Here is a 15,455-nt window from a genome sequence, read left to right as displayed (position 1 = left end):
CACTGCGGCGCCCTCCGGCACCCGTGGACCTCACGCCGCGTAGGTCAACCGCCGGGCAGCTCGCCGAGTCAGGACCCGAGTTCGTCCGGTTGCACCCGCGTTGACCTGCGCATATGTGGAACTCGCCAGGAATCTTCAAGATCAACTTGCGTTCCGTCGCGGCGCCGCGTAACTTTCTCTCTGTCAGCGGGACACGGACAAAACGGCCGGAAACGCAGACAGCCAGGATGGGGCGGGTGACCGCCGAACCAGACTGGGCGGGCGGTGCGACTCACCGGCAAGCCGGACTTGAGATTGCGAAACCGACCGGGTAAGGTAGGAAGCCGGCAGGGAGCCGGGCCGAGCCTCGGGTAACGAGGAGGGCCGGTCTGCTGGACACCCCGACCAAAGACAGCCGCAGAGCGGCTGGATCAAGCGCGGGGGAATCCGGGCGGTGCGAGAGAGTTGAAACTGGCTCTTGACAACGCGAAGCCGACCGGGTAAGGTAGAGAAGTTGCCCGGCGGAAGTCGGGTGGGACGGATGGCCCTGGTGGGGTTGCCTGCTTGGTGTGGGTGGTTCTGCTGGTGTGTGTTTGTTCTTTGAGAACTCAACAGGGTGCTTGATAAGCCAGTGCCAAAGTTTGTTTGGTTCCCGGCTGGTTGACTGCCGCGTTTGTGGTGGTTTTCTGGTTGGTGATTCCTTGGCATTTTATAATGCCGGGTTTGATTTCTTCACAAAGTTTTTGTTGGAGAGTTTGATCCTGGCTCAGGACGAACGCTGGCGGCGTGCTTAACACATGCAAGTCGAGCGGAAAGGCCCTTCGGGGTACTCGAGCGGCGAACGGGTGAGTAACACGTGAGCAACCTGCCCCAGGCTTTGGGATAACCCCGGGAAACCGGGGCTAATACCGGATATTACATGCTGCCGCATGGTGGTGTGTGGAAAGTTTTTCGGCTTGGGATGGGCTCGCGGCCTATCAGCTTGTTGGTGGGGTGATGGCCTACCAAGGCGACGACGGGTAGCCGGCCTGAGAGGGCGACCGGCCACACTGGGACTGAGACACGGCCCAGACTCCTACGGGAGGCAGCAGTGGGGAATATTGCACAATGGGCGGAAGCCTGATGCAGCGACGCCGCGTGAGGGATGACGGCCTTCGGGTTGTAAACCTCTTTCAGCAGGGACGAAGCGCAAGTGACGGTACCTGCAGAAGAAGCGCCGGCCAACTACGTGCCAGCAGCCGCGGTAAGACGTAGGGCGCGAGCGTTGTCCGGATTTATTGGGCGTAAAGAGCTCGTAGGCGGCTTGTCGCGTCGACTGTGAAAACCCACAGCTCAACTGTGGGCTTGCAGTCGATACGGGCAGGCTAGAGTTCGGTAGGGGAGACTGGAATTCCTGGTGTAGCGGTGAAATGCGCAGATATCAGGAGGAACACCGGTGGCGAAGGCGGGTCTCTGGGCCGATACTGACGCTGAGGAGCGAAAGCGTGGGGAGCGAACAGGATTAGATACCCTGGTAGTCCACGCTGTAAACGTTGGGCGCTAGGTGTGGGGAGCCTCTCCGGTTCTCTGTGCCGCAGCTAACGCATTAAGCGCCCCGCCTGGGGAGTACGGCCGCAAGGCTAAAACTCAAAGGAATTGACGGGGGCCCGCACAAGCGGCGGAGCATGCGGATTAATTCGATGCAACGCGAAGAACCTTACCTGGGTTTGACATGGCCGCAAAACCTGCAGAGATGTGGGGTCCTTCGGGGGCGGTCACAGGTGGTGCATGGCTGTCGTCAGCTCGTGTCGTGAGATGTTGGGTTAAGTCCCGCAACGAGCGCAACCCTTGTTCGATGTTGCCAGCGCGTTATGGCGGGGACTCATCGAAGACTGCCGGGGTCAACTCGGAGGAAGGTGGGGATGACGTCAAGTCATCATGCCCCTTATGTCCAGGGCTTCACGCATGCTACAATGGCCGGTACAATGGGCTGCGATACCGTGAGGTGGAGCGAATCCCAAAAAGCCGGTCTCAGTTCGGATCGGGGTCTGCAACTCGACCCCGTGAAGTCGGAGTCGCTAGTAATCGCAGATCAGCAACGCTGCGGTGAATACGTTCCCGGGCCTTGTACACACCGCCCGTCACGTCACGAAAGTCGGCAACACCCGAAGCCGGTGGCCCAACCCCTTGTGGGAGGGAGCTGTCGAAGGTGGGGCTGGCGATTGGGACGAAGTCGTAACAAGGTAGCCGTACCGGAAGGTGCGGCTGGATCACCTCCTTTCTAAGGAGCGCTCTCCCGGCGAAGGTCGGGTAGGGAGCCTGCCGCCTCCGAGTGTGGGGTGGGGGTGCTCATTTGGCGGAGACACTGGTGAGTTCGTGTCGGCAACGGCTGATGCTGCTAGTACTGCTTCTGCTTTCGGGTGGGGGTGTGGAGGGTGGTGTTGGTGCGGCTGGTGTGAATGGTGGGCATCCTGTTGGGTCCTGAGGGAACAGGCCACGTGGTGGGTTGTTGTCTCTGGTTGCCAGGCGCGGCCTGGTCTTGCATACCGGCCATCGTGTGTGGTGGTGCTGGTGTGGGGCTTGGGGTTGCGGGTTGGTCGTTTGTTGAGAATTACACAGTGGACGCGAGCATCTTTGTGGTCAAGTTGTCAAGGGCGAACGGTGGATGCCTTGGCACTAGGAGCCGATGAAGGACGTGGGAGGCCGCGATAGGCCTGGGGGAGCTGTCAACCGAGCTGTGATCCCAGGGTGTCCGAATGGGGAAACCTGGCATCAGTCATGTGGTGTCACCTGCACCTGAACTCATAGGGTGTGTGGAGGGAACGCGGGGAAGTGAAACATCTCAGTACCCGCAGGAAGAGAAAACAATAGTGATTCCGTGAGTAGTGGCGAGCGAAAGCGGATGAGGCTAAACCGGCTGCGTGTGATACCTGTCAGGGGTTGCGTGGTCGGGGTTGTGGGACTCTGCTGATCGGACTGACATTCGGTCGAGAAGTGATAAAGCCAGTTGTTAGCTGAATGGTGTGGAAAAGCCAGCCGTAGACGGTGATAGTCCGGTAGGTGAAAACTTCTGGTCTTCTGTGGATGTTCCCGAGTAGCGGCGGACCCCTGAAATCTGCCGTGAATCTGCCAGGACCACCTGGTAAGCCTAAATACTTCCTAGTGACCGATAGCGGACGAGTACCGTGAGGGAATGGTGAAAAGTACCCCGGGAGGGGAGTGAAATAGTACCTGAAACCGTTCGCCTACAATCCGTCGGAGCCTTTAGGGGTGACGGCGTGCCTTTTGAAGAATGAGCCTGCGAGTTAGTGGCATGTGGCGAGGTTAACCCGTGTGGGGTAGCCGTAGCGAAAGCGAGTCTGAAGAGGGCGTTGAGTCGCATGTTCTAGACCCGAAGCGGAGTGATCTAGCCATGGGCAGGCTGAAGCGCGGGTAAGACCGCGTGGAGGGCCGAACCCACCAACGTTGAAAAGTTGGGGGATGACCTGTGGTTAGGGGTGAAAGGCCAATCAAACTCCGTGATAGCTGGTTCTCCCCGAAATGCATTTAGGTGCAGCGTTGCGTGTTTCTTGCCGGAGGTAGAGCACTGGATGGTCTAGGGGGCCTACAAGCTTACCGAAATCAGCTAAACTCCGAATGCCGGTAAGTGAGAGCGTGGCAGTGAGACTGCGGGGGATAAGCTTCGTAGTCGAGAGGGAAACAGCCCAGATCACCAGCTAAGGCCCCTAAGCGTGTGCTAAGTGGAAAAGGATGTGGGGTCGCTTAGACAACCAGGAGGTTGGCTTAGAAGCAGCCACCCTTTAAAGAGTGCGTAATAGCTCACTGGTCAAGTGGTTCCGCGCCGACAATGTAGCGGGGCTCAAGCACACCGCCGAAGCTGTGGCATTCACGCGTGTACTTCGCTGACTCCTTTGGGGGTTGGTGCAGGTGTGTGGATGGGTAGGGGAGCGTCGTGCCGGGGGTGAAGCAGCGGGGTGACCCAGCTGTGGACGCGGCACGAGTGAGAATGCAGGCATGAGTAGCGAAAGAAGGGTGAGAAACCCTTCCGCCGGATGACCAAGGGTTCCAGGGCCAGGCTAATCCGCCCTGGGTGAGTCGGGACCTAAGGCGAGGCCGAGAGGCGTAGTCGATGGACAACGGGTTGATATTCCCGTACCCGCGAAGGAGCGCCCATGATGAACCTTGTTGTGCTAACTGCCCGAACTTGGTGAGGTTTTCGGACTGATCTGAGGGAGCGCGGGAACCTGGCGGGTAGTAGTCAAGCGATGGGGTGACGCAGGAAGGTAGCTGATCCCGGCCGGTGGTTGTGCCGGGGTAAGCGTGTAGGCTGCATCATAGGTAAATCCGTGGTGCGTGAGGCTGAGACGTGATGCCGAGCCGATTCAGGTGAAGTCAGTGATCCTATGCTGCCGAGAAAAGCCTCTAGCGAGCTTCTAGCGGCCCGTACCCTAAACCGACACAGGTGGTCAGGTAGAGAATACCGAGGCGATCGGGCGAACTGTGGTTAAGGAACTCGGCAAATTGCCCCCGTAACTTAGGGAGAAGGGGGGCCGGAGACGTGAAGCCCCTTGCGGGTGGAGCGTTGTATGGCCGCAGAGACCAGGGGAAAGCGACTGTTTACTAAAAACACAGGTCCATGCGAAGAAGTAATTCGATGTATATGGACTGACGCCTGCCCGGTGCTGGAACGTTAAGGGGACCGGTTAGCTCTTCGGGGCGAAGCTGAGAACTTAAGCGCCAGTAAACGGCGGTGGTAACTATAACCATCCTAAGGTAGCGAAATTCCTTGTCGGGTAAGTTCCGACCTGCACGAATGGCGTAACGACTTTCCTACTGTCTCAACCACAGGCCCGGCGAAATTGCATTACGAGTAAAGATGCTCGTTACGCGCGGCAGGACGGAAAGACCCCGGGACCTTTACTATAGCTTGACATTGGTACTCGAATTAGCTTGTGTAGGATAGGTGGGAGACTGTGAAGCTGGTACGCCAGTATCGGTGGAGTCAATGTTGAAATACCACTCTGGTTGATTTGGGTTTCTAACTTCGGACCGTGATCCGGTTCAGGGACAGTGTCTGGTGGGTAGTTTAACTGGGGCGGTTGCCTCCTAAAGGGTAACGGAGGCGCCCAAAGGTTCCCTCATCCTGGTTGGCAATCAGGTGTTGAGTGTAAGTGCACAAGGGAGCTTGACTGTGAGACTGACAGGTCGAGCAGGGACGAAAGTCGGGACTAGTGATCCGGCACTTGCGTGTGGAAGCGGTGTCGCTCAACGGATAAAAGGTACCCCGGGGATAACAGGCTGATCTTCCCCAAGAGTCCATATCGACGGGATGGTTTGGCACCTCGATGTCGGCTCGTCGCATCCTGGGGCTGTAGCAGGTCCCAAGGGTTGGGCTGTTCGCCCATTAAAGCGGTACGCGAGCTGGGTTTAGAACGTCGTGAGACAGTTCGGTCCCTATCCGCCGCGCGCGTAGGATACTTGAGAAGGGCTGTCCCTAGTACGAGAGGACCGGGACGGACGAACCTCTGGTGTGCCAGTTGTCCCGCCAGGGGCACGGCTGGTTGGCTACGTTCGGAAGGGATAACCGCTGAAAGCATCTAAGCGGGAAGCTCGCTTCAAGATGAGGTGTCCCACCCATTTGATGGGGTAAGGCTCCCAGTAGATGACTGGGTTGATAGGCCGGAGATGTAAGCCAGGTAACTGGTTCAGTTGACCGGTACTAATAGGCCGAGGACTTGACTTCGAAGATGTACGCGTCCACTGTGTGATTCTGGGCAAACGAACACTTGTGTGTGTTTGGTTTGTTGTTAGGGTTACGGCGGTTATGGCGGAGGGGAAACGCCCGGTTACATTCCGAACCCGGTAGCTAAGCTCTCCAGCGCCGATGGTACTGCACTCGTGAGGGTGTGGGAGAGTAGGTCACCGCCGGACATCTTTACTTGTGGGCCACCCTTACGGGTGGCCCACAAGTGTTTTCCGGGAAAATCCTCAGCAGACCGCCCCGTGCCGGAGACGAAGACGCAGAAGACGAAGACCGCGCGCGGACGTCAGTCCCGCTGCTGGAGGTCCATGCGCAGGTCGGCGAGCAGCGCGGCCGACTCGTCGACGGTACGCCCCGGGAACAGCGCCACCGCGATGCTTCCGTGGTCCGCCCACCCGCAGACCGGCATCTCCTGGTCGTCGGTGGGCGTGCTACCACACTTCATCACCCCGCCGTACGTCCCGGCCGGCACCTGGTGGACGCCGGTCACCGAACCTTCCTCGTCACCGACGATCGTCAGCAGCGCGTCCAGGTCATGCTCGGGTGACCAGAGCAGAGCGGTGCCACCGAAGACCAGAACGCTGCGGTCCGCCGCCGACGGATCCCGGTAGACCGCAGCCGTGCTGTGGTCCAGGTCGATCCCGGCGGCGAAGGCGCTGTGCAGGTAGTCGGCCGTACTCCTGGCCTGTTCCCCGTCGTCGCGGACCAGCCCGGCCGCCTCGTCCGGAGCGCTCAGGCTGGCGTCCTTCTGCGCGACGATGCGCAAGCCGGTCGAACCGACCAGGCCGGCGCCCAGCACACCGATCGCGGCGAGCGAGCCGATGACGGCGACGCGCCGGCCGCGCCAGGCCCGGACACCTCGGCTGCGGCCGTCTCCGTCGCCCGGCGCCGGCCGGGCGTCCGGGGTGACGTCGACCGGTTCCTGACGGTCGGCCGCTTCCTGGTGAGCCGACCGCCGTCCGCCGAATATGTCGTCGACCATGCCCGACACCGTACGTCACCGAGCCCGCCGAGCGGTGGGTGCCGCCTGTCAGCGCCGTCAACCGGCCCGAGGCGGCTGGCCAGCCGCAGCCGGTCAGCCCCAGTCGGGCCTGCGTGAATCCGGGTGCGCTGGCTCCGTAAACTCGATGGGTGACCGAAACTTCGCAGCCCCATCACGACGCAGCCCCCATGTTGCCGGCCCAGTACGCTCCAGGTGAGGTCGAACAGCGGCGGTACGAGCGGTGGGTAGCCGAGGGTTACTTCCGCGCCGACGCGGGCAGCGGGAAGCCATCGTTCACGATCGTGGTGCCGCCGCCGAACGTCACGGGGTCGCTGCACGTCGGGCACGCCCTCGACCACTCGATCCAGGACACGCTGATCCGACGCAAGCGGATGCAGGGCTTCGAAGCGCTCTGGCTGCCCGGCATGGACCACGCCGGGATCGCCACCCAGAACGTCGTGGAGCGACAGCTCGCCGCCGAAGGCCTGTCCCGGCACGACCTCGGCCGGGAACAGTTCATCGACCGGGTCTGGCAGTGGAAAGCGGAGTCGGGCGGCACCATTCTCGGGCAGATGCGCCGTCTCGGTGACTCGGTCGACTGGGATCGGGAACGTTTCACGATGGACGAGGGTCTGTCCCGGGCGGTGCAGACCATCTTCAAGCGTCTCTACGACGACGAGCTGATCTACCGCGCCGAGCGCATCATCAACTGGTGCCCGCGGTGCCGTACCGCCCTGTCCGACATCGAGGTGGAACACAGCGACGACGACGGCGAGCTGGTCTCCATCCGGTACGGCGAGGGCGACGCGTCGATCGTGGTGGCCACCACCCGGGTCGAGACGATGCTGGGCGACACCGCGGTGGCGGTGCACCCGGACGACGACCGCTACCGGCATCTCGTCGGCACCGAGGTCGAGCTGCCGCTGACCGGTCGGCGGATCCCGATCGTCGCGGACGCGCACGTCGATCCGACGTTCGGCACGGGCGCGGTGAAGGTGACCCCGGCGCACGACCCCAACGACTTCGAGATCGGCCAACGGCACGGGCTGCCGAGCCTGACCATCCTCGACGAGCGGGCGGTGGTCACGGCGGCCGGACCGTTCGAAGGACTCGACCGGTTCGAGGCGCGGCCGGCGATCGTCGCGGCGTTGCGCGCCGAAGGGCGGGTGGTGGCCGAAAAGCGGCCGTACGTGCACGCCGTCGGTCACTGTTCGCGGTGCCGGACCACGGTCGAGCCGCGGCTGTCGTTGCAGTGGTTCGTCCGGACCGGCCCGCTGGCGAAGGCCGCCGGGGACGCGGTGCGTGACGGCCGGACCAGGGTGGAGCCGCCGGAGCTGGCCGCACGCTACTTCGCCTGGGTCGACAACATGCACGACTGGTGCATCTCCCGGCAGCTGTGGTGGGGGCACCGGATCCCGGTCTGGTACGGCCCGGCCGGCGAGGTCGTCTGCGTCGGACCCGACGAGCAGCCGCCGGCCGGTGCCGGCTGGCGGCAGGACGAGGACGTCCTCGACACCTGGTTCTCCAGCGCGCTGTGGCCGTTCTCCACGCTCGGCTGGCCGGACCAGACCGACGACCTGCGGACCTTCTACCCGACCAGCGTGCTGGTAACCGGCTACGACATCCTGTTCTTCTGGGTGGCCCGGATGATGTTGTTCGGGCTGTACGCGATGGACGGCCAGCAGCCGTTCGACGTGGTGGCCCTGCACGGCATGGTCCGGGACCAGTTCGGCAAGAAGATGTCCAAGTCGTACGGCAACGTCGTCGACCCACTCGACTGGATCGACCGGTTCGGCGCCGACGCCACCCGGTTCACCCTGGTCCGGGGCGCCAACCCGGGCGCCGACGTGCCGGTCAGCGAAGAGTGGTGCCAGGGTTCCCGCAACTTCTGCAACAAACTGTGGAACGCCACCCGGTTCGCGCTGCTCAACGGCGCGCACCTGACCGGCGACCTGCCCGACCCGGCGGACCTGGGCATGACCGACCGGTGGATCATGTCCCGACTGCAGGAGGTGACGGCACAGGTCGACCAGCAGTTCGAGGCGTTCGAGCTGGCCAAGGCGTGTGACACGCTCTACCACTTCGCCTGGGACGACGTCTGCGACTGGTACCTGGAGCTGAGCAAGCCGGTACTGGGCGCCGGCGGGGAGGCCGCCGACCGGACCCGCCGGGTGCTCGGCCACGTGCTCGACCAGCTGCTGCGGCTGCTCCACCCGGTCACTCCGTTCGTCACCGACGAGTTGTGGTCGGCGCTGGCCGGGGCGGGTCAGCCGGCGGCCGGCAGCCTGATGGTGGCTTCCTGGCCGGTCGCCGACCCGTCGTGGCAGGACCCGGCGGCGGAGGCGGAGCTGGCCGTGGTGCAGCGGGTGGTCACCGAGGTCCGCCGGTTCCGGTCGGACCAGGGGCTGCGGCCGACCCAGCGGGTCAGCGCCCGGCTGACCGGTCTGGCCGACGCGGGTGTCGGTGGGCACGAGCCGCTGATCCGGTCACTGACCCGGCTGGACGAGCCGGCTGCCGATTTCTCGGCCACCGCGAAGCTCGCCGTGACCGCACAGGTCGGTGTCGAGTTCGACACCCGCGGTTCGATCGACGTGGCGGCTGAACGCGCCCGGTTGACCAAGGACCGGGCGGCGGCCGAGCGGGAAGCCGAGCAGTGCCGGGCCAAGCTGGGCAACAGCGCGTTCGTCGACAAGGCACCGGCCCCGGTGGTGGACAAGATCCGTACCCGGTTGGCGGTGGCCGAGGCGGAGCTGGCCCGCATCGCCGGAGCGCTCGCCGCGCTGCCGGCCGCCGACGGTGAGCAGTCGTGACGGCACGTCGACCCGGGGCCGCCAGCGGTGCCAGGCAGCGGCCGGGTGGCGAGTTCGCGCGGGTCGAGCAGGAACTCGCCGACCGGGGCTTCACCCGGATGGTGTTCGACCTGGACCGGATCGGCCAGCTGCTGGACCTGCTGGGTAGTCCGCAGCGGGCGTACCCGTCGATCCATCTGACCGGGACCAACGGCAAGACCTCGACCGCCCGGATGATCGACTCGCTGCTGCGGGCCTTCGGGCTGCACACCGGCCGCTACACCAGCCCGCATCTGGAGACGGTGCGGGAGCGGATCAGCCTGGACGGTGAGCCGGTCAGCGAGGAGCGGTTCGCCGCCGTGTACCGGGAGGTCGCGCCGTTGGCCGAGTTGGTCGACAAGCAGGCGGCGGAGCCGTTGACGTACTTCGACATGACGACCGCGCTGGCGTTCGCGACGTTCGCCGACGCCCCGGTCGACGTGGCGGTGGTGGAGGTCGGGCTGGGCGGTGCCGAGGACGCCACCAACGTGCTGTCCGCCGGTGTCTGCGTGATCACGCCGATCGGTCTGGATCACACCGAGTGGCTGGGCGACACCCTCACCGACATCGCCTGGGCCAAGGCCGGCATCGTGCACGCCGGGTCGACGGTGGTCACCGCGGTGCAGCCGGAGGAGGCGGCCGGGCCGATCCTGGACCGGTGCGCCGAGGTGGGGGCCACCATCGCCCGGGAGGGCGGCGAGTTCGGCGTGGTCCACCGCGCGGTCGCGGTCGGCGGGCAGATGCTCACGTTGCAGGGGCTCGGCGGCCGCTACGACGAGGTGTTCCTGCCGCTGCACGGGGCGCATCAGGCGCAGAACGCGGCGTTGGCGCTGGCGGCGGTGGAGGCGTTCCTCGGTGCCGGCCAGGGTCGGACGTTGGACGCCGAGCCGGTCCGGCAGGGCTTCGCCGGGGTGTCGTCACCGGGCCGGCTGGAGCGGGTACGCAGCGCGCCGACGATCCTGCTCGACGGCGCCCACAACCCGCACGGGATGGCGGCCACGGTCGCCGCGGTGCAGGAGGAGTTCGCGTTCCGGCGGCTCGTGGTGGTACTCGCCGTGCTGGCCGACAAGGACGCCGAGGCGCTGCTGGATCTGCTGGAGCCGGTAGCGGACGCCCTGGTGGTGACCGGCAACACGTCGCTGCGGGCGATGCCGGTCGGTCAGTTGGCGGGCCTCGCGGTCGAGGCGTTCGGCGTGGACCGGGTACGGGTGACCGAGCAGATGCCGGACGCGATCGAAGCGGCGGTGGAGCTGGCCGAGGCCGACCTCGACGGGGAGCTCAGCGGGGTGGGGGTCCTGATCACCGGGTCGGTGGTGACGGTGGCCGACGCACGCCGGCTGCTGACCCGGTGAGCGGCGAGCCGGTGAGTGGCGAGCCGGCCGGACCGCCGCCGCGCCGGTCCGGGTTGCGCAACCCGCCGGCCGCCGCGCGCGGGCTCGGCGCGGCGACCCTCGGCCTGGAAGCGTTGGTGCTGGTGCTGGCGATCCAGCCGATCCGGATGGTGGCCGACGGCTCCGGCCCGGCTGCGATGGTGGTCAGCGCCGTGCTCGCCGTCGGCGCGGTGACGCTCGCCGGCCTGCTGCGCCGCCGCTGGGCCTGGTACGCCGGCACAGTGCTGCAGGGGCTGGTCCTGCTCGCCGGCCTGCTGCACTGGTCACTGCTGGTGGTGGGGGTGCTGTTCGGCGTCGTCTGGGCGTACGTGTGGCACGTCCGGCGGGTCATTCTCAGCTGATAAGTCACTGTGCCGCGTCGGCGTCGGACGACGTCGGCTGGTCACGGTCACGCCATTCGATGATGGCGATGCCGTGGCCGTCCGGGTCGCGGAAAGCGGCTGCCCACAGCTCCAGCCGGGCACCCCGGTTGACCGCCCGGGGCGCGTAGGTGAATCGCACCCCCTTGGCCTTGAGTTCGTCGTGCATCCGTTGCAGGCCGTCGACTTCGAGGTTGAGGTGCATCAGCCGCCGGTTGACCGGAGCGACCTCGGGCACCGACCGCAGCACCAGGCGGGTCTGCCCGGAGGCGAGCACCGCGTTGCCGTCCCCGCCGTCGATCTCGAAGAAGCCGAGCATGTCGCGGTAGAACTCGACCGACCGGTCGAGGTCCGCGACGAGCAGGGTCAGCCCGACGCCGTGGATCGGCCCGTGATCGTCGGCAGGTTCGCCGGCCAGGGTATCGGGGCCGGTCACCGGGCCGGCGGCGGCCAGGTCGGCGAGCGGTCCGTCCGGGTCGGTCACCGACCCGCCGTCGGGGCCGTCCGCGTCCGGGTCGGGCTGGTCGGCCAGCGCCGTCCCGGTGGCGGTCGGCGACTCGGCGCGGGCCTCGGCGGCGGCCCGGCCCCGCTCCGCTCCGGCGGTGACCGTGCCGGCCTCCGGCTCGGCGGGTGGGGAGTACGGCTGTGGCCGGGCGCGGCGCGGCAGCGGCACCGGCTGCGGGTCCACGACGGTGCCGTCCACCACCTTGTGGCCACCCGGTGACTGGCTCACCACGACGGGGTCGCCGACCCTGCCGGGGTCCTTGCCGGGGTTGCCGGCCTTGCCCGGATCCTCCGGCTCGGACTGTTCGATGTCGGGGTCGAACCCGGGTGTGGCGAAGTCCGGGCGGGGATTTTCCGCCGGGTCGCGTCGGCGCTGACGCGGATCGTCGGCCGGACCGGCGGGCTCGGCCGGATCGTCGTCGCGCAGACCCGAGCCGAGGTCGGCGGTCTGGGCGGTGTCCGGGTCGAGGAACAGGTCGTCGGAGCGTCGCCGCGCCCACGGCGGCTCCTCGTCCACGTCGAGCAGGTGGTCGTCGAGGGTGCTGAAGTCGGGCTCGTCGAACTCCGGCGGCAGGTCGGCCCGCTCCGCGGCGGCTTCGGCGTGGGTGAGCACGTCGTCCCAGATGATCCGTACGTGGCGTTGGTCGTCGATGGCGACCATGATCGGCAGCGTGGCGCCGGGGTCGGGCCACTTCGCCACCGGCACCCGGGGGTCGCGGACCTTGACCGACCGGGGCGGTACGCCCGGCGCGTCCACCAGAATCTGCAGTTCGCAGCGGCCGTAGGTGGAGGAGGCCGGTGGCTCGGAGACGCTGCGGACGTGGGCGATGCCGGCCACCCAGGCGCGCTCGGTGCCGGGGAACGCGGTGATCAGCACCAGGCTGACCGCGAGCACCAGCAGCGCCACGCCCAGCGCGGCGATCGCCCAGCTGGTCATGCCGGCGCCGAAGAGGATGATGAACGTGGCGAAAGTGCCCAGCACCGTCGCGATGAGCTTGCGGGCGGTGGAAACCGATCGATGGCCGTTCGCCACAGTAGACCTCCCTGCGTCAAGGCCAGGCTAGGCCGGGCCCGGCGAGGATGGAAGAGCCACGACCGGTGGCGTCGGTAGCCGCCGGTCCTCGTCCGTCCCCTGGCCCTCCATCATGACGCGCGGGGCGGCGTGGACCCACTAGGCTGGCAGCGCCAGTCCGTACCGGATCGCTCCGCAGGGGAGCGGTGCCGGTCCGTCGATAAGGAGCCAGCGTGTCCAGCCCCACCGATGTCGAACGTACCCTCGTGTTGATCAAGCCGGACGCGGTCCGGCGCGGCTTGGTCGGCGAGATCCTCGGCCGGTTCGAGCGTAAGGGACTGCACCTGGTCACCCTGCAGTCGCGCCGGATGGACGAGGAGTTGGCCGGCGCGCACTACGCCGACCATGTGGACAAGCCGTTCTACCCGCCGCTGAAGGATTTCATGACCGGCGGGCCGCTGGTCGCCCTGGTGCTCGCCGGTGACCAGGCCATCGAGGTGGTCCGTGGGCTGATCGGCACCACCGACGGGCGCAAGGCGGCGGCCGGCACCATCCGCGGCGACCTGGCGCTGTCCAACCGGGAGAACCTGGTGCACGCCTCGGACTCCCCGGAGAGCGCGGCCCGCGAGATCAAGCTCTGGTTCCCGGACCTGGGCTGACCCCGGCCGGTCAGCCGCGGGTTATCGGCCGGTTCGGGTGCTGGTCACCTGATCCGGGGGATCTCGCCACATTCCATCGATAGACCTCTTGGGAACGCCGTACTTCCCAGGAGGATTTCGATGAACCCATTCGACCGCCGTACCCTGCTGCGGGCCGGACTGGCCGGCGGCGCCGGGATCGCCGGCGGCGCGCTGCTCGGCGGAGCCGGCGCGGCCGCCAGCGAGCCCGCTGCGTCGGGCCGGCCTGCGGCGCCGGCCTGGCACCCCACCGGCCGGCCGGTGCTCACCCACGGCGTGCAGAGCGGCGTGGCCGGCCCCGGCGAGGCCGTCGTCTGGACCCGTGCGGACCGGGTCGGCCGGCTGATCGTCGAGGTCGGCCGCCGGCCAGACCTGCGTGATGCCCGGCGGGTACGCGGCCCGGTGCTCGACGGCCGCAGCGACTACACCGGAAAGGTACGGCTGCGTGGCCTGCCCGCCGGCGAGCGGCTGCACTACCGGGTACGGGTGGAGAGCCTGCACCGTCCCGGCCTGATCAGCGAACCGCTGACCGGTTCGCTGCGCACCGCGCCCCGCGCCGGCGGCCACCACGGACCCCACCAGGGCCGGCCGGGCGGCGGTACCGGCGGGCGGGTCGACGACGTGCGGTTCGTCTGGACCGGGGACATCGCCGGCCAGGGCTGGGGGATCAGCGAGGACTTCGGCGGCATGCGGATCTTCGACGCGATGCGGCGTGGCCGGCCGGACTTCTTCCTGTGCAGCGGCGACACCGTGTACGCCGACAACCCGCTCACCGAGACGGTGACCCTGCCGGACGGGCGGGTGTGGCGCAACCTGGTGACCCCGGAGAAGACCAAGGTCGCCGAGACGCTGACCGAGTTCCGCGGCCAGTTCGCCTACAACCTGCTCGACGCGCATCTGCGGGCGTTCGCCGCCGAGGTGCCGCAGCTCAACCAGTGGGACGACCACGAGGTGACCAACAACTGGTATCCGGGCGAGATCCTCACCGACCCGCGTTACACCGAGACCCGGGTCGACGTGCTGGCCGCCCGGTCCCGGCAGGCGTTCCACGAGTGGCTGCCGACCCCGGACGACGGACCGCTGTACCGGGTGGTCCGCTACGGGCCGCTGCTGGACGTGTTCGTCCTCGACATGCGCACCTACAAGGACGCCAACGACGGCAACACCTACGCGGACCCGCATCGTGGCCTGCTCGGCACCCAGCAACGGCAGTGGCTGATCCGCGAGCTCACCCGGTCGACGGCCACCTGGAAGGTGATCGCCAACGACCTGCCGCTCGGGCTGATCGTGCCGGACGGTGGCGGCGCCCAGGAAGGCGTCGCCCAGGGCGACGGCGGCGCGCCGGCCGGGCGGGAGCTGGAGTTCGCCGAGATCCTCGGCGCGGCGCACCGGGCCGGCGTCACCGGCATCGTCTTCCTCACCGCCGACGTGCACTACACCGCCGCCCATCACTACGATCCGGCGCGGGCCGCGGTGGCCGACTTCACCCCGTTCTGGGAGTTCGTCTCCGGCCCGGCGCACGCCGGGGCGTTCGGCCCGAACACCCTCGACGGTACGTTCGGCCCGGAGGCGGTGTTCGTCAACGCCCCGCCGCGGGCCAACACCTCACCGGCCGAAGGTTTCCAGCACTACGGCGAGGTGTTCGTCGACGGCGGGTCCCGGGCGTTCACCGTGCACCTGCGCGACCGGGACGGCCGTTCGCTCTGGTCGACCACCCTGCCGGCCCCGCGCACCCGCTGAAACCGGAAGTGGCGGGCGGACGGAAACCGGCTCGACGGGTGGGATACGCTCGGAACCGAAGACAACCCAAAGGCGACGACCCGGCCATCACCGGTGAGCCTCCGGAAGAACCGGCCACCACTGCCCGGCAGCGGCGGCCCCAGTAGAACCGGACGGGTCCGGCCCGTCACAGCCGGCCGATGAGCGGGCGGTCGCGCACCTCGGCGACCGCCAAGCGAGGTGGTACCGCGGCCCACCGTGGCG

At 66.8% G+C, this 15,455-nt stretch carries 7 protein-coding genes and 3 rRNA genes; 8 read left to right on the top strand and 2 right to left on the bottom strand.

Annotation, left to right across the window (positions count from 1 at the left end; all coding sequences use genetic code 11):
* Nucleotides 1-722 precede the first annotated feature (722 nt).
* The 3 genes from EDC02_RS18270 (at nucleotide 723) to rrf (ending at nucleotide 5,889) form a co-directional block, all read left to right on the top strand.
* A 16S ribosomal RNA gene (locus tag EDC02_RS18270) occupies nucleotides 723-2,239 on the top strand.
* Between the two features lie 357 nt (nucleotides 2,240-2,596).
* Nucleotides 2,597-5,701 (top strand): 23S ribosomal RNA (locus EDC02_RS18265).
* 71 nt (nucleotides 5,702-5,772) lie between these two features.
* Nucleotides 5,773-5,889 (top strand): 5S ribosomal RNA (gene rrf, locus EDC02_RS18260).
* Together the 16S, 23S and 5S rRNA genes form the textbook arrangement of a ribosomal RNA operon.
* Nucleotides 5,890-6,005: 116 nt before the next feature.
* Here the strand turns inward: rrf and EDC02_RS18255 are convergent.
* Complete coding sequence (locus tag EDC02_RS18255; RefSeq protein ID WP_123603010.1) at nucleotides 6,006-6,701, bottom strand: hypothetical protein; 696 nt, start codon at nucleotides 6,699-6,701, stop codon at nucleotides 6,006-6,008.
* Between the two features lie 188 nt (nucleotides 6,702-6,889).
* Between EDC02_RS18255 and EDC02_RS18250 the strand changes: the two genes are divergently transcribed.
* The 3 genes from EDC02_RS18250 (at nucleotide 6,890) to EDC02_RS18240 (ending at nucleotide 11,261) form a co-directional block, all read left to right on the top strand.
* A complete protein-coding gene (locus tag EDC02_RS18250) occupies nucleotides 6,890-9,511 on the top strand; it encodes a valine--tRNA ligase (protein ID WP_123603009.1) in 2,622 nt (873 codons plus the stop codon).
* 98 nt (nucleotides 9,512-9,609) lie between these two features.
* Entirely contained in the window at nucleotides 9,610-10,881 is a 1,272-nt protein-coding gene (locus tag EDC02_RS18245; RefSeq protein ID WP_123604910.1) for a folylpolyglutamate synthase/dihydrofolate synthase family protein, read from the top strand.
* Nucleotides 10,878-11,261 carry a DUF4233 domain-containing protein gene (locus tag EDC02_RS18240; RefSeq protein WP_233605997.1) on the top strand — a complete coding sequence of 128 codons (384 nt, stop codon included), beginning with the start codon at nucleotides 10,878-10,880 and terminating at the stop codon, nucleotides 11,259-11,261. The genes EDC02_RS18245 and EDC02_RS18240 overlap by 4 nt, the downstream gene beginning before the upstream one ends.
* A gap of 4 nt (nucleotides 11,262-11,265) precedes the next feature.
* On the opposite strand, the gene EDC02_RS18235 is transcribed toward EDC02_RS18240, so the two are convergent.
* Entirely contained in the window at nucleotides 11,266-12,816 is a 1,551-nt protein-coding gene (locus EDC02_RS18235) for a VOC family protein (protein WP_123603008.1), read from the bottom strand.
* Between the two features lie 212 nt (nucleotides 12,817-13,028).
* Between EDC02_RS18235 and ndk the strand changes: the two genes are divergently transcribed.
* Both ndk and EDC02_RS18225 read left to right on the top strand, forming a co-directional pair.
* A complete protein-coding gene (gene ndk, locus EDC02_RS18230; RefSeq protein WP_123603007.1) occupies nucleotides 13,029-13,454 on the top strand; it encodes a nucleoside-diphosphate kinase in 426 nt (141 codons plus the stop codon).
* Between the two features lie 120 nt (nucleotides 13,455-13,574).
* Nucleotides 13,575-15,212 carry an alkaline phosphatase gene (locus tag EDC02_RS18225; protein WP_123603006.1) on the top strand — a complete coding sequence of 546 codons (1,638 nt, stop codon included), beginning with the start codon at nucleotides 13,575-13,577 and terminating at the stop codon, nucleotides 15,210-15,212.
* Nucleotides 15,213-15,455 lie beyond the last annotated feature (243 nt).

This window comes from Micromonospora sp. Llam0, from assembly GCF_003751085.1.
GTDB lineage: Bacteria > Actinomycetota > Actinomycetes > Mycobacteriales > Micromonosporaceae > Micromonospora_E.
The sequence above is the reverse complement of the archived record's forward strand: the minus strand, read 5'-3'. Positions and strand labels throughout refer to the sequence as shown.

Bases quoted from the DNA above. Each gene is read 5' to 3' on its own strand.
- EDC02_RS18225 (WP_123603006.1), top strand. From the start codon at position 13,575: ATGAACCCATTCGACCGCCGTACCCTGCTGCGGGCCGGACTGGCCGGC.
- EDC02_RS18255 (WP_123603010.1), bottom strand. From the start codon at position 6,701: ATGGTCGACGACATATTCGGCGGACGGCGGTCGGCTCACCAGGAAGCG.
- EDC02_RS18245 (WP_123604910.1), top strand. From the start codon at position 9,610: ATGGTGTTCGACCTGGACCGGATCGGCCAGCTGCTGGACCTGCTGGGT.
- EDC02_RS18250 (WP_123603009.1), top strand. From the start codon at position 6,890: ATGTTGCCGGCCCAGTACGCTCCAGGTGAGGTCGAACAGCGGCGGTAC.